Here is an 18,672-nt window from a genome sequence, read left to right as displayed (position 1 = left end):
CCACACACCGGTAGAGCCGACCGTTGGTCGGCTGCCTTCGCGCGGATCCGGGTGCAGCCGACCAACGGTCGGCTCTACCGCGCATTGCGTCGCCCGTGCACAGGCGCTAGCGTGCAACTCCGTTTTTCCTGATGTGACCGATGAAAAGGATGTTCGTGCTGACGGTGCTGGCCGCGCTGGCCACGCCGGTGCAGGCGCAGTCGTTCACCGTGCTGGGCCACCGCTTCGGCGCCGATGCGCTGGTAGCCGCCGATGGCCGCCTGCTGGTGGCACCCAACGGCGAGCGCATGGTGCGGCTGGCTGCCGATCGCTGGATGCGCGCACAGGGCGACGCCACGCCCCAGCAGTGGTACGACGATGCAGGACGACTGCTGCGCGAAGACCACGGCTACACCGAGTACCACACGCCCTTCGTGCTGCCGCAGGCCGCGCCCGGCGACCCCTTATGGAAGGCGTTCATCCGCGCAGACGGCGAGCCGACGGGCGCTTGGGGCGTGGTGGATGCACTGGGGCAGGTGCGCCTGCCGGCGTTGAACGATGGCGAGTGGCTGCCCCTGGCCGTGCCCGATCGCGTGTTGTGGCATGCCAACAGTGGTGCGTTGCGTTTCCACGACCTGCATGGGCAACCGGTGATGGAGCTGGACGAACGCAAGGCGCAGTGGGTGGCCGGGCCCTTCGTCGGCCGTCACGTGTATGTGTCCTGTAGTGTCGAGGTGCCCGCGCAGTGCAGCGTGCAGAACGAAGCCGGCAAGACGCTGTTCGCCGACGACATTGACGCACTGCTGCCGGTCAGCGACGGCGGCTGGTGGTTGCGCCAGGGCGAGCTGTGGCGGCGGGTGGATGCGCAGGGCAGGGCGACAGATGCGGCGCGCTACCGCCAACAAGGCCTGTACCCACGCTATCGCCAGTACGGCGGCAGCGCAGGCCGGCGCGACTGGCCCGAGCAGGTCAGCCGCCATGCCACCGGCCGCGAGAAAGACACCCCCGAGCCCGGTTGGCTGATGGCCGACGGACGCTTTACCGCGCAGCCCACTACGCGCGGCCGGGTTCGGATGGACTACTGCGATGGTCGTTGGCAGGTGGTGCATGACGACGATGCTTCGCCACCCACCGAGGTGCCGGCCGCGCTGGCTGCCGTGCTGGGCGAGCCCGATGCCGAGCAGCGGCAGGCACCGCCGTGGCGCGTTCACCCTGCCACCGACGACCACCGCGCCGCGGTACGCGACTGCAACGGCCAGCTGATGTTCGCCCCGCCCAACGTCGACCAGCTGGACGCGGTGGGCGCGGGCCTGCTGGGCACGTTTGTGGGCGAGTCCTCGCCCCGGTTGTGGTGGGAGGGCGCCACCGCACACACGGTGCCCGAAGGCCTGGCGATCGACGACGATCATGTGGTGCCACCGCTGCTGTTGCTGTGGAACCAGGCCACGGGCCAGAACCAGCTGTACAACATCGCACTGGGCAAGGTGATCGGGCGCAGCGTCGATGGGGTTGAGCACATGGACGCACGGCGCGTGGTGTTCCGCCGCGAGGGGCGGCAGGGCCTGATGCTGGCCGATGGCAGCGAGCCGCTGCCGCCCCGGTACCTGGAGATCCTGCCGTGGGGCGAAGACCGCACGTTGACGCGGCGGTATCTGGAGGACGGCGATGAGGAGCTGACCCTGCTGGATGCCGATTACACGGTACTGATGCGGCGACGCTTGGCCTTCACCGGCGTGGCGCTGGAAACGACCTGGGAAGGAGACGTGCAGGGTCACGCGGTGGCCCGGCTCAACCTGGGCACGATGCAGCTGCCCGATGGCCCGTACTTCGTCCAGCAGTGGCTGGATCGCAACGGGCAGGTGCTGGTCAGTGACGTCAGCTGCCCGGCACCCGGCGATGATGTGCTCGCACGGGGAGCAGGCGTGATGCTGGGCATGGGATGGCGTCAGGACAGCACGCCGCAGCAGCCCTGTCGGTTGCCGAATGCGTTGATGCCGGTGTTGCAGGGTGGCGACACAACGCCCGCGATGCGGTAATGCCGGCCAGCGGCCGGCATTGCCAAGGACAGCCGACCAATGGACGGCATTGCAAAGGCAGCCGACCAACCATCGGCATTGCCAAGGCAGCCGACCAACGGTCGGCTCTACCGGGTCATGCGCCGGAGACGCTCGGGTAATCGGTGTAGCCGCGCGAGCCACCGCCGTACAGCGTGTCCGGGTCCAGGTCGGACAGCGCAACGCCCAGGCGCAGGCGTTCCACCAGGTCGGGGTTGGCGATGAACGGACGGCCGAAGGCGATGACGTCGGCGTAGCCGGAGGCGATGGCGGCTTCGGCGGTGTCCTTGGTGTAGCCGTTGTTGGCGATCCACGCGCCCTTGAACTTCGCACGCAGCGCCGCGTAGTCGAACGCGATGTTGTCGCGTGGGCCACCGGTGGCGCCTTCGATGACGTGGATGAAGGCCAGCGGGCCAATCGCATCCAGGCGTTCCACCGCGCGTTCGAACAACGGCTGCGGCTGCGAATCGTGGGCGTCGTTGGCAGGGGTCACCGGGGACAGGCGCACGCCGGTACGCTCGGGGCCGATCTCCGACGCGATCGCACGGACCACCTCGTCGAGCAGGCGGGTGCGGTTTTCGATGCTGCCACCGTACGCGTCGGTGCGCTGGTTGCTGCCGTCGCGCAGGAACTGGTCGATCAGATAGCCGTTGGCGGCGTGCACTTCCACGCCGTCGAAGCCGGCGGTGATCGCGTTGCGCGCGGCTTGGCGATAGTCCTGGATGAGCGCGGGAATCTCGGACAGTTCCAGTGCGCGCGGCACCGACACGTCTTCAAAGCCCTTGGCGGTGAAGGTCTTGGCCTTGGCCGGCAGCGCGCTCGGGGCCACCGGCACCTCGCCGTCGGGCAGCAGGCTGGTGTGCGAGATGCGGCCCACGTGCCACAGCTGCAGCACGATCTTGCCGCCGCGTGCATGCACCGCATCGGTGACCTTCTTCCACGCGTCGATCTGGCCTTGGCTGTAGATGCCCGGGGTGTCCAGGTAGCCCTGGCCCAGCGGGCTGATCTGGGTGGCCTCGGCAATGATCAGGCCCGCGCTGGCGCGCTGTTCGTAGTACTGGATCGCCAGGGGATTGGGCACGCGCCCTTCGATGGCACGGTTGCGGGTAAGCGGTGCCATCGCGATGCGGTTGGCGACCGCGATCGCGCCGAGGCGGGTAGGGGTGAACAGGGGGCCGTCACTGGAAGAAGTCATGTGCATACCTAGGGAGGAGGGGGCCGCATCACGCAGCGTGTAATGACCAGATGTGGACGTACGACCGCCAGCATAGGGGGGCGTGCGTTGCACCGATGGGAAGCATTGTTGCGGTCGCCCCTGTGCACGTTCTGTAACGCGTTGCAGGCGTACCGTGAGGGCAGATGCAGGCGCTGCCTGCGACATGTTCCAACCAGAGGTACAACGCGATGATTGATTATCAGCTCAAGGGCAAGGTGGCGATCGTGACCGGTGGCGTGTCCGGCATCGGCTTGGCCGCGGCCGAACTGCTTGCGGCATCCGGTGCAGCGGTGGCGGTGTGGGATCTGAAGGACGAGGCGGTGCAGAAGACGGCCGAAGCGCTGCGCGCCAAGGGCGTCAAGGCGATCGGCATCGCGCTGGACGTGACCGACGAGAAGGCCGTTGAAGCGGCGGTACAGCGCACCGTGCAGGAACTGGGCGGGCTGCACATCGCCGTCAACAACGCCGGCATCGGCGGGCCGTCGGCGACCAGTGGCGACTACCCGGTGGACGGCTGGAAGCGCGTCATCGACGTCAATCTCACCAGCGTGTTCCTGTGCCAGCGTGCGCAGATCCAGGCCATGCGCAACGGCGGCAAGGGCGGCAGCATCATCAACATGGCGTCCATCCTGGGGCAGGTGGGGTTCAACAATTCCGCTGCCTACGTGGCGGCCAAGCACGGGGTGGTCGGGTTGACCCAGACCGCGGCGTGGGAGCATGCCGGCGACAGAATCCGGGTCAATGCCGTGGGCCCCGGTTTCATTGCCACGCCGCTGCTGGACAAGATGGACCCGACGGTCAAGCAGGCGCTGGAAAGCAAGCACGCACTGGGCCGTCTCGGCCAGCCCGATGAGGTCGCCGCGCTGGTGGCGTGGCTGGCCAGCGACGATGCCTCGTTCGCCACCGGCACCTATTACGCCATCGACGGCGGCTACCTGGCGCAGTAAGGAGCGCCCGCCGGTCATGCGGTACCCCACTGCCGCATGACTGTGCACATCCGCCTCACGCACCCCTTCACGGTGCTGCCACGGCCGCCACGCAAGGCTGGGCCGAACAGGCGAGGACGTACGGATGGGACTGGAACAGGATCTATCGATACTGCTGCGGATTGCCGCAGCCATGGTGTTTGGTGGCTTGATCGGCATCGAGCGCGAGATGGGCAAGCACGCGGCCGGGCTGCGCACGCACATGCTGATTGCCGGCGCGGCCGCCTTGATCGTGGGCCTGGGCGACAGCATCGCCGAACACTTCCAGCAGGAGCGGTATCGCGACCTGCTGCAGGTGGATCCGGTGCGCCTGATCGAAGCGGTGGTGGCCTGCGTTGGCTTCGTTGCCGCCGGCACCATCCTGCGCGGGTCGCGCGATGACCAGGTCAGCGGCCTGACCACGGCGAGCTCGCTGATCATGTCGGCGTCGATCGGCATCGCGGTGGGCATCGGCGAGTACGTCATCGCCATCGGGGTCAGCATTCTGTGTCTGATCGTGCTGGCCGTGTTCAGTCGGATTGCCAAAAAACTGGAGGCGTCATGAGCAGCGACCGTCCCTTCCAGATCCAACATATCGACCACATCGTGCTGCGCGTGCAGGACCTGCCGCGCGCCGTGGCGTTTTATCGTGATGTGCTCGGCTGCACGGTGGCGCGCGAACGGCCATCGCTGGGCATGGTGCACCTGCACGCCGGGACCTCAATGATCGACCTGGTGGCCGTGGACGGAAAGCTGGGCGCACCCGGCGGCGCGGCGGCGGGCGCGCAGGGGCGCAACCTGGAGCACCTGTGCCTGCGGGTGGAGCCGTTCGATGTTGAACGGCTGCGGGCGCACCTGCAGATGCACGCGGTGGAACTGCGGGGCAAGCCGGAGAACAACTTCGGCGCCGAAGGCGATGGCCTGTCGGTGTACCTGCACGACCCGGACGGCAACGGGGTGGAGCTGAAGGGCCCGGCGAGCGACTGCGGCTGCAGCTAATGGTCATACCAAAATACGGGGCATAGACCTATGGTCTAATAGGCCTGTCGCGCAATTGGCGTTTCAATGCGGACACTTCCTGATCCTTCGCTGCTTATTGGTCTTACCAATAACGGCGGGGGTGGGAATGCATGCCGGCCCGCACCTCCCGTGCGCGGCCTTCCGTCCGTCCCGTTGAGATCCGCCGATGCAGCCCTGGCAACAACTGTATGACCCCGCTGGCAACCTGTGGCTGTCCAGCCTGATCGCGCTGTTGCCGATCGCCTTCTTCTTCGTCGCCCTGGCCGTGCTGCGCATGAAGGGCTGGCTGGCCGGAACGCTCACCGTGGCTATCGCTTTGGCGGTGGCGCTGCTGTTCTACCGCATGCCGGTGCAGCAGGCGTTCGCGGCCGGCGCGTACGGCTTCATCTACGGGCTGTGGCCGATCGCCTGGATCATCCTGGGCGCGGTGTTCCTGTACAAGGTCTCGGTCAAGACCGGGCAGTTCGACATCATCCGGGCCTCGATCCTGTCGGTCACCGAAGACCAGCGCCTGCAGATGCTGATGGTCGGCTTCGCGTTCGGCGCGTTTCTGGAAGGCGCGGCCGGTTTCGGTGCACCGGTGGCGATCACCGCCGCGCTGCTGGTGGGGCTGGGCTTCAAGCCGCTGTATGCGGCCGGGCTGTGCCTGATCGTCAACACCGCACCGGTCGCCTTTGGCGCGATGGGCATTCCGATCATCGTGGCGGGGCAGGTCACCGGCCTGGATCCGTTCGAGATCGGGCAGATGGCCGGCCGCCAGCTGCCGTTCCTGACCATCATCGTGCTGTTCTGGATCATGGCGATCATGGACGGCTGGCGCGGCGTCAAGGAAACCTGGCCGGCGGTGCTGGTGGCTGGCGGCTCGTTCGCCATCGCGCAGTACCTGACCTCCAATTTCATCGGCCCGGAACTGCCCGACATCACCGCCTCGCTGGCCTCGCTGGTGTGCCTGACCCTGTTCCTGCGCCGCTGGAAGCCGGTGCGGATCTTCCGCTTCGATACCGAAACCAGTGCGGAGGCCGCAGCGCAGGCGCTGGAGGCCCCGCGTTACCGCACCGGGCAGATCATCAAGGCGTGGTCGCCGTTCCTGATCCTGACCGCGATGGTCACGGTATGGAGCATCAAGCCGTTCAAGGCGTTGTTCGCCGCTGGCGGGCCGCTGGAACACTGGGTGCTCAAACTGCCGGTGCCGGCGCTGGACCAGCTGGTGCAGAAGATGCCGCCCATCGTGCCATCGCCCAGCGCCTACGAGGCGGTGTACAAGTTCGATGCCGTATCGGCCACCGGCACCGCCATCATGCTCGGCGCGGTGCTGGCCATCGTGCTGCTGAAGATGCGTCCGGCCGCAGCGCTGCGCACGTTCGGTGAGACCGCCAACGAGCTGAAGGTGCCCATCTACTCGATCGGCATGGTGCTGGCGTTTGCCTTCATCGCCAACTACTCGGGTCTGTCGGCCACACTGGCGCTGGCCCTGGCACACACCGGCAAGGCGTTCACCTTCTTCTCGCCGTTCCTGGGCTGGCTGGGCGTGTTCCTGACCGGCTCGGACACCTCCTCCAACGCGCTGTTCTCGGCGCTGCAGGCCACCACCGCCCAGCAGATCGGCGTGTCCGAGGTGCTGCTGGTGGCGGCCAACACCACCGGCGGGGTGACCGGCAAGATGATCTCGCCGCAGTCCATCGCCATCGCCTGCGCGGCGGTGGGGCTGGCCGGCAAGGAGTCCGACCTGTTCCGCTTCACGGTCAAGCACAGCCTGATCTTCACCGTGATGGTGGGCATCATCACCACGCTGCAGGCCTACTGGCTGACCTGGATGATTCCCTGAGTCATGCGCGGATCCAGCCATGCGGGCGACAATGACGGCATGAAGAACGAACGCCTGTCCGACAAGGTGGCCGCGCAGCTGCGTGGCCTGGTGAGCACGCAGAACCTGCAGCCGGGGGATCGGCTGCCGGCCGAGCGGGCGCTGGCCGTGCAGCTGGGGGTGTCACGCACCGCCCTGCGCGAGGCGATCGCGCAGCTGGCCAGCCAAGGCCTGCTGACCGCGCGGGTGGGCGGTGGCACCTACGTGGCCGAACCCGCCGCGCGTGCCCGGCAGGCCATCGACGAACCGCTGATGCCGTACCTGCCGCTGTTCCAGGGTGACCCGGAATACCGCTTCGACGTGCTGGAGATCCGCCATGCGCTGGAAGGCGCCACTGCCTGGCACGCCGCGTTGCGCGCCACCGATGCGGACCGGGCGAAGATCCGCGATGCCTTCGACACCATGATGGCCGCCCACGGCAAGGACGACCCGGCCGGTGAGGCGCGCGCCGATGCGGCCTTCCACCTGGCCATCGCCGAGGCGTCGCACAACCTGGTGCTGCTGCAGGTGATGCGTGGCCTGTTCGAGCTGCTGCAGACCAACATCTCGCAGAGCCGCGAAAAGCTGTACACCTCGCCGCGCACCTTTGAGCCGTTGTCGGTGCAGCACCGGGAAATGATGGACGGGGTGCTGTCCGGCGATCCCGAACGCGCGCGTGCCGCCGCACACGCCCACCTGGAATTCGTGCACACCTCGCTGCGCACGCTTGACGACAACGAGGCCCGGCGCGCGCGCGCCTCGCGGCTTCCTTCTGCCCACGGTTGATTCCCATGATCATCTCCGCCTCCACCGATTACCGCGCGGCCGCCCAGCGCCGGCTGCCGCCGTTCCTGTTCCACTACATCGATGGCGGCGCGTATGCCGAACACACCCTCAAGCGCAACGTGTCCGACCTGGCCGACATCGCGCTGCGCCAGCGCGTGCTGCGCAACATGGCCGAGCTGAGTCTGGAGACAACCCTGTTCGGCGAGAGCCTGGCGATGCCGGTGGCGCTGGCGCCGGTCGGGCTGACCGGGATGTATGCGCGACGCGGCGAGGTGCAGGCGGCGCGGGCGGCGGCCAGTCGCGGCATTCCCTTCACCCTGTCGACGGTGTCGGTGTGCCCGATCGAAGAAGTGGCGCCGGCCATCGACCGCCCGATGTGGTTCCAGCTGTACGTGCTGAAGGACCGCGGCTTCATGCGCAATGCGCTGGAGCGGGCCAAGGCCGCCGGGGTGACCACGCTGGTATTCACCGTGGACATGCCCACCCCCGGGGCACGCTACCGCGACGCCCACTCGGGCATGAGCGGCCCCAACGCGCCGCTGCGGCGCATGCTGCAGGCCGCCACCCATCCGCGCTGGGCGTGGGACGTGGGCCTGCGCGGGCGCCCGCACGATCTGGGCAACATCTCCACTTACCGCGGCAGCCCGACCGGGCTGGCGGACTACATCGGCTGGCTGGGCGCCAACTTCGATCCCTCCATCTCCTGGAAAGACCTGGAGTGGATCCGCGAATTCTGGACCGGGCCCATGGTGATCAAGGGCATCCTCGACCCCGACGATGCGCGTGATGCAGTGCGGTTTGGCGCCGACGGCATCGTGGTCTCCAACCACGGCGGCCGCCAGCTGGATGGCGTGCTGTCCACCGCGCGTGCGCTGCCGTCGATTGCCGATGCGGTGAAGGGCGAGCTGAAGATCCTGGCCGATTCGGGCATCCGCAGCGGCCTCGACGTGGTGCGCATGCTCGCACTGGGCGCCGACAGCGTGCTGCTGGGCCGTGCGTTCGTCTATGCGCTGGCCGCGCAGGGCGGCGAGGGCGTGGCCAACCTGCTCGACCTGATGGCCAAAGAGATGCGCGTGGCGATGACCCTGACCGGGGCGAAGACCATCGCCGACATCAGCGGCGACACGCTGGCCGATATGGCCCGGCACGCGCAGGTGCGGCCGTGAGCGACCCTGCCGCGCTGCAGGCCGCGCTGCGCGCCATCGTGGGCACCGCGCATGTGCTCAGTGGCGACAAACCGACCCGGCGCTTCCGCAAGGGCTACCGCTTCGGTGACGGCCCGGTGCTGGCCGTGGTGCGCCCGGGTACGCTGGTGGAGCAGTGGCGCGTGCTGCAGGCAGTGGTAGCGGCCGATGCCGTGGTCATCATGCAGGCCGCCAACACCGGCCTGACCGGCGGATCCACCCCCGATGGCGCGGACTACGACCGGCCGGTGGTGATCATCAACACGCTGCGCCTCACCGGCATCCAGCTGGTGAACGACGGCCGCCAGGTGGTGTGCCTGCCCGGCGCCACGCTGGACCGGCTGGAGCAGTTGCTGGCCCCGTTGGATCGCGAGCCGCATTCGGTGATCGGGTCGTCCTGCATCGGTGCATCGGTGCTGGGCGGCGTATGCAACAACTCCGGTGGCGCCCTGGTGCGGCGTGGCCCGGCGTATACCGAGCTGGCCCTGTACGCACAGGTCGACGCGCACGGGCACCTGCAGCTGGTCAATCACCTGGGCATCGCGCTGGGCAGCGCACCCGAAGAGATCCTGGACCGCCTGCAGCGGGGGGACTACCGCGCTGCCGACATCGACAACGACAGCGGCCGCGCGGCGACCGACCCGCGCTACGCCGAGCAGGTGCGGCAGGTGGATGCGCCCACCCCGGCGCGCTTCAATGCCGACCCCGCGCGGCACTACGAAGCGGCCGGGTCGGCCGGCAAGCTGGCGGTGTTTGCGGTGCGCCTGGATACCTTCGCGCGCGAGCAGGCCGAGGTGTTCTACATCGGCAGCAACACGATGGACGACCTCACCGCGATCCGCCGCCACCTGCTGACGGCGTTCGAACGCCTGCCGATTTCCGGCGAGTACCTGCATCGCGAAGCCTTTGATATCGGCGAGCGCTACGGCAAGGACACCTTCCTGCTCATCGATCGCCTGGGCACTGCGCGGGTACCGGCCTCGTTTGCGCTGAAGAGCCGCATCGACGGCTGGTTCGAGATGGTGGGGCTGCGAGGGGTCACCGACCGGGTCATCCAGGCCATGATGCGCCTGCTGCCGGGGCACCTGCCGCCCCGCATGAAGCAGTTCCGTGACCGTTACGAGCACCACCTGCTGTTGAAGGTATCGGCGGTGGATGCGGCCGCCACCGAGACCTTCCTGCGCACGCACTTCGCCGATGGTGAGGGTGACTTCTTCGCCTGCACCGCCGATGAAGGCCGCAAGGCGTTCCTGCACCGCTTTGCGGTGGCCGGCGCGGCCGTGCGGTATCGCGAAGTCCACCGTGAAGCGGTGCAGGACATCGTCGCGCTGGACGTGGCCTTGCGCCGCGATGACCGCCAGTGGGTGGAACAGCTGCCGACCGCCATCGACGCCAAGCTGGCCGGCAAGCTGTATTACGGCCACTTCTTCTGCCACGTGTTCCACCAGGACTACATCGTGCGCAAGGGCGAAGATCCGCTGGCGATCGAGCATGCCATGTGGGCGTTGCTGGACGCGCGTGGCGCCGAGTACCCGGCCGAACACAACGTGGGCCACCTGTACCCGGCCAAGCCGGCCCTGGCCGCGTTCTATCAGCAGCTCGATCCCAGCAATACGTTCAACCCGGGCATCGGCCAGACGCCCAAAACCCGCCACTGGAACGGCTGCGACTGCACCTGAACCAGGACCGGGTAGAGCCACCCCATGGGTGGCTGCACGCAAAACCCGCGATCTGATGGCACAGCCACCCATGGGGTGGCTCTACCCGGTGGGGAATCACTCGCAGCGGACGGCGGTGATCACGTTCTGCTTGTCGATGAACACGCGCAGGCGATCCTGGCGAAGGTCACGGGTGGTGATGGTTTCCGGGCCAATCGGGTTGACCAGGCCGGCACCGCTCTGCGCCGACAGCTTGCGCATGGTGGCTTCATCGGCCGGCTGTCCCACGGCCCACTCCAGGCCATCGGCCTTGCACAGGCCCGGACCCTTGACCTGCGGACCGGGGGTGCTGACGCAGGCGCTGAGCGCCAGGCTGGCGACAAGGGCCAGCGTGGCGGCCAGGCGGCCGGAAGTAACGCTGCGCGAATGGAAAGTCATGGGGTCGCTCCTGCGGATTCAGGCGCTGACGATACCACTGCCGCCGCGATCTTCGCGTGGTGACAACGCTACACTGCACGCCGTTGCAAAAGAGCGGGAGAGGGCAGTGCTGCACGTGTTCATGCTGGGCGGGCGCCATGCGCGTGCGCGCATCGAGGTCCATGACGTGGCCTTCGCCAATGTCGACCGCCCCGAAGATGCCTACCCACAGTTGCGCCGGGAGTGGTTCGGAGACGCCAAGGGCCTGCACGTGGACGGCTGGCTGGCAGTGGACGGGGTCGACGGCCATCAGGTCCGTTTCGGCGATGTTGCCCCGGGCCCGGCTGCGCCGCGCCTGTTCTTCATCAACCTGGGCGGCTACGTGCCACGCGCGCTGGGCGAGGCGCACGACTACCTGCTGCTGGTCGCCGCTGACGTGGCCGATGCCAGGCAGAAGGCCAAGGGCCTGCGCGACGCCAGTTGGATCATGCCGCATACCGACGCGGTGCTGGACGTGGACGACTGCATCGCCATCGACCAGGTGGGCGGCCGCTACGTGCAGCTGCAACCGGGCGCGCATGCGGAGATCACGCTGGTCAGCGATTACATCGTGATCGGCTGAGCGCGCCCGTACCTCAGCCGGTGGGCGACGGCTGCCGGTCCATCGAGGGGCAGCTTTCGGCCTGCTCCGCTGCGGCCACCGTGACCGTGGCGCGTTCGCCATCACGCTGGCGCAGGACGATGTCATCCACCCGCGCCCACTGCCCGTCCGCGCTGAAAGCGGTCTCGTAGGGCCCATGCACGAGCGAGAAACGGGCCAGCACCTGCGCCGCCTCCAGGTCCAGCAGGAACACGTTGGCGTAGCGACTGGTGCCGGGGGCCATCTGGTCCCACGGGACGCCCCAGGCGAGCGCGCGGGTGCGGGCGCAGTTCACCTGCCACCCATCCACCGCCGATCCCAGCCGTATCCGGATCGCACGGGTGCCCCGCTTGAACACCACGTCATGGCCGCGGACCGCGACGTCGGTGACCGCGGCAGAAGGGCGGTGGGACGGGAGCGGCCGTTCTGTGTTGGCTGCCGCTACGCCACTGCAGGCAAGCAACAGCAGGCAGCCACCGGCGAGCCGGCCACCCCGGAACACGAAGGGGCGTGTGCCCGCGCGACTACGGCGTCGCTTCATCCTGTCCGCCACGCCGCGTGTAGACGGCCTTCCAGACGGCATCCAGATGCTTCTGGAACAGCGGCGGGGCATCCTTGTAGGACGCGCTGTCCTGGCGCTCGCCGCCGAACGGTGCGTCGCCTTCGATGGTGACCAGCGATTCGCCGTCGATGCGGTAGACATCGTTGTCGCGCCGAAGTTCGATCACGATCTGCTGCGGGTCCACGCCGCCGCCGCAGAAGCTGTGGCTGGCCAGGGTGAGCTCGGCCACGCCATCGCCGTCCAGGTCGCTGGCACCGCTCTGGTCGAGGAAATAGCCCGCGTCCAGGTCCAGGCCTTCGCACTCGGTCGGGCTTTCGCTCTGCCAACGCTGCACGAAGGGGGCGTCGGCGGCGGTGCGGCCATAAAGCGTGGCGGTCAAGGTGGCCACGTCCATGTCCTGGTCGCTGTCGGCGTCGTGCGTGCGCGTATCGGTGCGCGCCAGCACCAGCAGGCCTTCGCCGGCGGTGTCGCGGTAGTGCACCAGCTTCAGCGGGTCACGGATGCCCAGACCATCGGTTTCGCTGCCGGGCAGGGCGGGCAGGACCGCAAACCCACCGGTCGTCGGCTGCGCGGGCGCCGCGGCCGGGGCGGAGCCTTCAGGGGCGGCATCGGTGGCGACATCGGTGTCCGTCGCCGCCTTGCCAGGCCCGCCGCATGCGGCCAACGCCAGCGCGCAGGCCACGGCGAGCCAGCTGCTGCGGTCAACGCTCATTGCCGCTGGCCTTGGTGACGACGACGATGCCGAGGGCGTCATTGAGGGTTTTGGCGTGGGTCGCATCGAGTTTCGGGTCCTTCAGTTCTTTGTTGGCGAAGGCCAGGTAGGCCTTGGGCACGTAATAGCGCAGCGACGCAGGATTGTATTTGACGAAGTTGATCTGGTCGCTCTGGTTGCCGCCCAGCAGGATCGGGCTGCTGCCATCGAGCGCGTAGACAAAGCCCACGTGGCTGGTCTTGACCAGCGCGATCGCGCCAAATACCGGTGCATCGATCTGCACGTAGTTGGTGGTGTCGGCAGCGAACGAGCGGGCGCGGTAGGGATGCGGGCTGGAGATGGGGTACCCGGCCTTGCGCATGCAGTAGTTCACGAACGAGGCACACCAGGCGTTGTCTCCGCCGGCCATGGTCTTGAACTGCTTGCCGTAGCCGATTTCGTCGTGGAAGTTGATCGTCTTGGTGATCACCGCTTCCTTCTTGCCCGACCACTTCTTGGCCTGCGCGTAGGCATGCTCGATCCACGGCGCACGTTGCTGCGAGTACGGTACCAACGCGATCGGGTGGGCCTGGTTCTCGGCACTGCGCACCGGCCGGGTGTCCACGGCCGCGGGCGGCTTTACCGCCGGCTGCTTGGGCGGGGCAACCGGCGGCGGCTTGACCAGGCTGGGCGCCGGCCCGCTCGGCTTGCTGGAGGCAGGCGGCTGGCTGGTCTTGGGCTTGGTGACTGCGGTGGAGGCCGGTTCTGCCTTCTTCGCACCGGCCGGCAGGTTGATCGACTGCCCCGGGCTGATCTTGTTGCGGTCCTTGATCGCCGGGTTGGCGGCCATGAGCTGGTCGACCGAAACGCCGTGGCGGTCGGCGATGCCCGACAGCGTGTCGCCGCGCTTGATCGCATAGCTGTTCCGGGCGGCGGCGGGTGCGGCATCGTTGGCGGCCGCGCCGGACGTGCTGCCCTGCGGTGCCGGCCCGTAGATCCAGATCACCTCGCCCGGAAAGACCTTGTTGCGGTCCCGGATCCGGTTGTTGCTGACCAGTTCGTCCACGCTGGTCTTGAACTTGCTGGCCACCGTGCCGAGCGTGTCCTTTGGCTGGATCACATAGCGGATCGGCGCGCGCTTGGCGTCGCGCGGACTGCTGTCGGGGTTGTGCGGCTGCGAGCCGGCCAGCGCGGTGACCAGCGGCCGCGCGAACAGCAACGACGTCGACGCCTGGTCCAGCACGAACTCGCCGATCTTGGTGCCCACCTTGCCGGCCTCCTCGGCGAACAGCTGCACCATCTCACCCGGCTTGCTGGTGATGAACGCGGGCAGCACGCCATAGGCGTTGGTAGTGAGCTTCTTCTCCTTGCCGGTGCTGGTCTTGGCCACCACGGGGAAGGACGGCAGCGGCTTGGCGCCATCGGACAGCGACACCTGGGTGGCGTGCACGATCTTTTCCTTGCGCGTGTCCGAATTGGCGTTGAAGCCTTCGTACTGCTCCATCGCCGCGACCATGCCGTTGAACTGCTCGTCGGTCATGTCCTTGATGACCGTCTGGTCGGTCGCGCCGGACTTCTTGCGCACGAACGCCAGGTACTTGGCCGTGTCGTTCTCGCCTTCCGGGGCATAGGTGTGCATCGCGTTGTACAACGTCATGTCGTTGTACTTGCGCCGCAGCAGGGCGCGCTTCTCCTTGCGGCCTTCCTCGGCGCTGGAAAAGATGGCGAACTTGCCGCTGGCCGTGTCGGCCTGGCCGATCATGCTGACGTACTTGCCGCCGGGGCGCAGGTTGCCCGGGTTGTTGAGCAGCCACGCCAACGTACCGCCGGTGCGCAACATCTTGTCGCCGTTCGCAGCGGTGAATTCCACCGTGCGGATGTCCTTGTGAAATACCGCGCTGATGTACGTGGTCATGGGCTCGACGCTCAGGGGGATGGCGGCGCTGCCAGCGCCTGGGTGACGGTTTTCTTGCCAACGTTGCGGGTGCTGCGCAGCACGAACACCCACCGGTCTTCGTCGGGCTGGCGCACCAGCTCATACCGCTTCACTTCCACGCTGGCGTTGTCGTCGTACGGTGTGTCCTCGTATGTGAGCTGGGCCGTGGTCAGCCAGGTCTTGCCACCGGCCTGCACCACGCGAGCGTCGCTCAACGGGAAGTCCGCGGTCGCGGTGGTCTTGAACACGAATTCGCTGGGCACCGCGTCCGGCTTGGCCAGCAGCGGCACCTGGTTCCACACCGCGTCCTTGCCCTGCGGCTGCCACTGGAAGCTGTAGACGTAGAAGCTGTGCGCGTTGAAATGGTTGACCAGGCCCGAGTTCACCCGCAGCGTGCCTTGCGCGCTGGCGATGGTGGCGGTACCGGGCTTGTACTGCTGGGCCTGCGCCGGGGCGGCGGCGATCGCGGCGGCCAGCAGCAGATACGACAGGGTTTTCATGCGTGATCGTTCTCGTTGCCGAGCAGTTCGAGGATCTGCTCCGGGGTCAGGGCGCTTGTCTGCGCGGCGGCATCGAGCTCGCCGCGGTAGCGGTCGCCATCGGGGTCGTCATCGTTGTCGCCGTCTTCTTCCGGCGGCGCGCCGGTAGCGGCGGTGATCTTCTCCCACTTGTCCTCGCCGACCTGCAGGGTGAGCGTCCTGCCCAGCCCCTCGGACATCACGCGCGGCAGGCGGCCATCCTCGCCCACGGTGCCGGCGGCCACTTCCTTGTTGTCCTGGTCGATGATCTTGAAGGGCAGGTTGGTCCAGCCCAGGTCGCCGGCCAGCACGTCCGCGCCTTCCACCGCGAAGCGCAGGCTGTCGGTAAAGGCGAAGGTCTGGTCGGGCAGCGCGGGAACGGCAGCGGCGTCGCTGGCGCCGCCCAAGAATGGATGCTGCCCGGCCTTGACGATAAACGTGCCGGGGCAGCTGAAGGTGATGTCCCCACCTTCCAGCGTGATCGCGCTGTTGCCGGCCTGCAGCACCACCTTCTGCTGGGCCAGCACGTCGATGCGGTCGTCGGTGGCGGTGATGGTGATGGCCTGGTCGGCCAGCAGTTCCAGCTCGCCGGTGTGCGCCTGCAGGCTCACCGGGCCGTTGGCCGCGATGACCTTGATCGGGCCTTCCTGGGCAAACAGCGCGGTGTGCTCGCCGGACACCGTCGACACGGTTTCACCGGCGCTGATGTGCAGGTCCTGCTGCACGGTCATCTGCAGGTTCTGCCCGGCGTAGGCCACCGCACTGGCCGGGGTGGTCCAGATGATCTGCTCGGGCGACTCGGCCAGCAGCAGGGCCGCGGCAAAGCGCTCGACCGGGTTGCTGCCCGGGGTACGGCCATCATCGGGCTTCATTGCAGACTGGCCGTTGACCTCGCCGTCGTACTTGCCGTCCACCTGCGGATCGATCTTCTCGCGCAGCTGGGTGGTGCTTTTCAGCGCCGCCAGGGCCGGTACGTTCTGCTGCTGCAGGGTGTCGTGCATGCCTTCCAGGCTGCGCTCGGCGCCCTTGAGCTGGGCGACAGCCTCGTTGCTGTCCAGCACCGTGGAGGCGCCATTGCTGCGCGCGGTGGTGGAGATCAGCAGGCCCTTGGCCGCGTGCACATTGCCCCAGCCCTGGGTGGCCAGCTCGAAGCCCTGGCCCCGCAGTGCGCCGCGACGGGTGTCGCCATGTTCGATCAGGTAGCCCAGCTCCAGCCGGCTGTCGGCCAGCGAGGTCTGCAGGCGCGTGCGCAGCTGCCCGGGGGTGTCATCGATCACCCACTGCTGGGTGCCGCCACCGTCATGGGACTGCGTATGCAGGCCGCTGAGCACGCCGGGGTGCTGGGCCTTCTCGTCGATGCCGCCGCCAAAGGGTGGGGCGACCTCGCCGTTATAGAGCTGGCCGGTGATGCGTGGCTGGTCGATGTCTCCGTGCAGGAACTCCACCAGCACCTCGCTGCCGATGCGCGGCAGGAAATGCGTGCCCCAGTTCGGCCCGGCCACCCACTCGGCCACCGGCACCCAGCTGCCGCTGGTCTGGTCGCCCGGGGCATGCCCGGTGAGCTTGCTGCCGGTGTCGGTCAGCCCGCCCGGGTTGGGCGCGGTGCCGCGCTGCCAGCCAAACTGGATGCGCACCTGGTGCTCGCGATTGGGTGTCACCACGCTGTCGGCCACGCCCACCACGCGGGCGGTCTGCGGGCCGTGCAGGGTCGGGCGGTCCTGCGGCAAGGCGCGGATCGGGGCGTCGCTGGGCGCGGCCAGGAAGCGGTTGCGGTAGCTGCCGTTCTCCAGGGCGGATTCGCCAAGCAGTTCGACGATGCCGTGGCCCAGGTTATTGACGGCCACATGCGCTACCGCCAACAGCTGGAAGGTCTGGCCCTGGTGCTGCGGGTGCTGGGTGAGGGTGAAGCGGTTGCCGGCCGCCAGAACGCGCACGCTGCCGCTGCCCTGGAACAGGGTCATCGGTACGCGCAGCGCATCCAGACGGGCCTGGGCCTCATCGTCGGCCGAGGCGCCCTTGCCAAAGCGGCCGGCACGCGGCTGCACATAGACTTCCAGCGCCGGCAGCTCGCCGGCGTCGGCCTGGCTCTGGCCGCTCACCGCCTGCAGCTGCTCGCTGTGCCAGCTGGCCACACTGCTGGCGTTGGGGACCAGCTGGCGCTGCTCGGCAAACGCGGTGATGCCATCGAGTGCCTCGGCCATGTCGGCGCGATGGAAGCGCTGTGCGCCCAGGTCGGTCAGTTCGGCGCCGGGCTCGAACACCACCAGCGTGTGCGCGGCGGTATCGCCCTGGGTCTGCTCGATCCGCCAGGCCAGGCCGGCCTCGGCCAGCAGCCGGGTCACAAAGCCCCAGTCGCTCTCGCGGTACTGGGTGGTGATGGCGCGAGCGGGCAGGGTGGACTGTACGTCGAAGCGGAACACGGCCTGCGGGTAGTCGCCGAAGATCTGCTCGCAGATGGTGCGGGTGTCCAGCTCCTGGAAGATCACCGCGTTGCGGCGCAGCTCCAGCAGCGCCGTCCACGGCTCCAGGGTAAGCCGGTAGCGGGCCAGGCCACCGTCGCTGCCCAGCTGGGCCACCTCGGTGCACAGCCCATGCCATTGGCGCAGGCCGCCGTCGGCTTGCCGCAGCTGCAGGGTCAGCGGCTGCTCCAGCCACGGGTCCATGTCCAGGAACGCATCGGTGGAGAGGCAGTCGATCTCGAAGCGGGTGCTGCCGCAGACCGCTTCCTGGCCCTCGAAGCGCTCCACGACCAAGCCAGGGGCCGGGCCCTGCAGCTGGATCAGACGTGCCTGCTGCGAGGGGGCGCCCAGCGAAGCCAGCAACTGTGCGGGGGAGACATCCATATCGACAATCCCATGTCAGGAGTGCAACCAAGCATGTGCCCGGCGGCGGTCGCATCAGCGCCCAACACCGCCAGTCCCCACGCCACTTACCCGGGACCATAACAAACCCCGTCCCCGGGCCATTTCACCTACGGTTCCCGTCACGTCCCCAGACGCGCGCCCGGCAACGGCTGGGCAAGGAGGGGGTAATTCTGGCGCATCCGACGAGATACGCGGCAATCGTGTCAAAGAGTAGGCGCCAAAGTGTGACGAACAGCACCATATGGCGCGTCGCCGCGCCCGGATTCCATCGTGGGTGCCCCCCTCTTGTGGCGCTTGGCTTGGTGGCGGGCGTTCCCGGCTTGCAGGGGCCAACTGGCC

16 protein-coding genes are annotated in these 18,672 nt (G+C 68.0%); 9 read left to right on the top strand and 7 right to left on the bottom strand.

Translation table 11 applies throughout. From position 1 onward, the window contains the following. The first annotated feature begins 140 nt into the window (after positions 1-140). Positions 141-2,015, top strand: a complete 1,875-nt coding sequence (locus ACZ0AE_RS11275) for a hypothetical protein (RefSeq protein ID WP_463601146.1) — start codon at positions 141-143, stop codon at positions 2,013-2,015. Positions 2,016-2,130: 115 nt separating this feature from the next. Here the strand turns inward: ACZ0AE_RS11275 and ACZ0AE_RS11270 are convergent, their stop codons facing one another. Further along, the gene (locus ACZ0AE_RS11270) at positions 2,131-3,228 is read right to left on the bottom strand and encodes an alkene reductase (RefSeq protein ID WP_448133859.1); all 1,098 of its coding nucleotides are present in this window, start codon (positions 3,226-3,228) and stop codon (positions 2,131-2,133) included. A 209-nt stretch (positions 3,229-3,437) separates the two neighbouring features. On the opposite strand from ACZ0AE_RS11270, the gene ACZ0AE_RS11265 reads away from it, so the two are divergent. From ACZ0AE_RS11265 to dld, 7 genes are all read left to right on the top strand, one after another. Beyond that, positions 3,438-4,196: an SDR family NAD(P)-dependent oxidoreductase gene (locus ACZ0AE_RS11265; protein ID WP_038687958.1), complete on the top strand. Its 759-nt coding sequence runs from the start codon at positions 3,438-3,440 to the stop codon at positions 4,194-4,196. 124 nt (positions 4,197-4,320) lie between these two features. After that, positions 4,321-4,779, top strand: a complete 459-nt coding sequence (locus ACZ0AE_RS11260; protein WP_038687960.1) for an MgtC/SapB family protein — start codon at positions 4,321-4,323, stop codon at positions 4,777-4,779. Further along, entirely contained in the window at positions 4,776-5,213 is a 438-nt protein-coding gene (locus ACZ0AE_RS11255; protein ID WP_463601145.1) for a VOC family protein, read from the top strand. The genes ACZ0AE_RS11260 and ACZ0AE_RS11255 overlap by 4 nt, the downstream gene beginning before the upstream one ends. A 187-nt stretch (positions 5,214-5,400) precedes the next feature. Beyond that, on the top strand, positions 5,401-7,059 hold the full coding sequence (lldP, locus tag ACZ0AE_RS11250; protein ID WP_038687964.1) for an L-lactate permease: 1,659 nt from the start codon (positions 5,401-5,403) through the stop codon (positions 7,057-7,059). A gap of 39 nt (positions 7,060-7,098) precedes the next feature. Beyond that, positions 7,099-7,863: a transcriptional regulator LldR gene (lldR, locus tag ACZ0AE_RS11245; protein ID WP_038692117.1), complete on the top strand. Its 765-nt coding sequence runs from the start codon at positions 7,099-7,101 to the stop codon at positions 7,861-7,863. Between the two features lie 5 nt (positions 7,864-7,868). Beyond that, positions 7,869-9,029, top strand: a complete 1,161-nt coding sequence (lldD, locus tag ACZ0AE_RS11240; protein WP_463601144.1) for an FMN-dependent L-lactate dehydrogenase LldD — start codon at positions 7,869-7,871, stop codon at positions 9,027-9,029. Continuing rightward, positions 9,026-10,726 carry a D-lactate dehydrogenase gene (dld, locus tag ACZ0AE_RS11235; RefSeq protein WP_463601143.1) on the top strand — a complete coding sequence of 567 codons (1,701 nt, stop codon included), beginning with the start codon at positions 9,026-9,028 and terminating at the stop codon, positions 10,724-10,726. The genes lldD and dld overlap by 4 nt, the downstream gene beginning before the upstream one ends. A gap of 96 nt (positions 10,727-10,822) precedes the next feature. On the opposite strand, the gene ACZ0AE_RS11230 is transcribed toward dld, so the two are convergent. Continuing rightward, positions 10,823-11,143 (bottom strand): hypothetical protein, encoded by a 321-nt coding sequence (locus ACZ0AE_RS11230; RefSeq protein ID WP_038687971.1) that lies wholly within the window; start codon positions 11,141-11,143, stop codon positions 10,823-10,825. A gap of 106 nt (positions 11,144-11,249) precedes the next feature. On the opposite strand from ACZ0AE_RS11230, the gene ACZ0AE_RS11225 reads away from it, so the two are divergent. After that, positions 11,250-11,744, top strand: coding sequence for a DUF1543 domain-containing protein (locus ACZ0AE_RS11225; RefSeq protein WP_313422611.1), 495 nt, complete (start codon positions 11,250-11,252; stop codon positions 11,742-11,744). Positions 11,745-11,757: 13 nt separating this feature from the next. Here ACZ0AE_RS11225 and ACZ0AE_RS11220 read toward each other — a convergent pair whose 3' ends face one another. From ACZ0AE_RS11220 to ACZ0AE_RS11200, 5 genes are all read right to left on the bottom strand, one after another. After that, entirely contained in the window at positions 11,758-12,057 is a 300-nt protein-coding gene (locus tag ACZ0AE_RS11220; RefSeq protein ID WP_448133853.1) for a hypothetical protein, read from the bottom strand. Positions 12,058-12,286: 229 nt separating this feature from the next. Beyond that, positions 12,287-13,036 carry a M949_RS01915 family surface polysaccharide biosynthesis protein gene (locus ACZ0AE_RS11215; RefSeq protein ID WP_463601142.1) on the bottom strand — a complete coding sequence of 250 codons (750 nt, stop codon included), beginning with the start codon at positions 13,034-13,036 and terminating at the stop codon, positions 12,287-12,289. Then, positions 13,026-14,930, bottom strand: a complete 1,905-nt coding sequence (locus ACZ0AE_RS11210; protein ID WP_313245557.1) for a TIGR02594 family protein — start codon at positions 14,928-14,930, stop codon at positions 13,026-13,028. The genes ACZ0AE_RS11215 and ACZ0AE_RS11210 overlap by 11 nt, the downstream gene beginning before the upstream one ends. A gap of 11 nt (positions 14,931-14,941) precedes the next feature. After that, positions 14,942-15,451: a hypothetical protein gene (locus tag ACZ0AE_RS11205; protein WP_463601141.1), complete on the bottom strand. Its 510-nt coding sequence runs from the start codon at positions 15,449-15,451 to the stop codon at positions 14,942-14,944. Continuing rightward, entirely contained in the window at positions 15,448-18,312 is a 2,865-nt protein-coding gene (locus tag ACZ0AE_RS11200; protein ID WP_463601140.1) for a type VI secretion system Vgr family protein, read from the bottom strand. Before ACZ0AE_RS11200 ends, ACZ0AE_RS11205 begins: the two co-directional genes overlap by 4 nt. Positions 18,313-18,672: the final 360 nt, after the last annotated feature.

Source organism: Stenotrophomonas sp. AC248, assembly GCF_979258185.1.
Note: the sequence above shows the minus strand (reverse complement) of the source record. Positions and strands in the feature narration are given on the sequence as shown.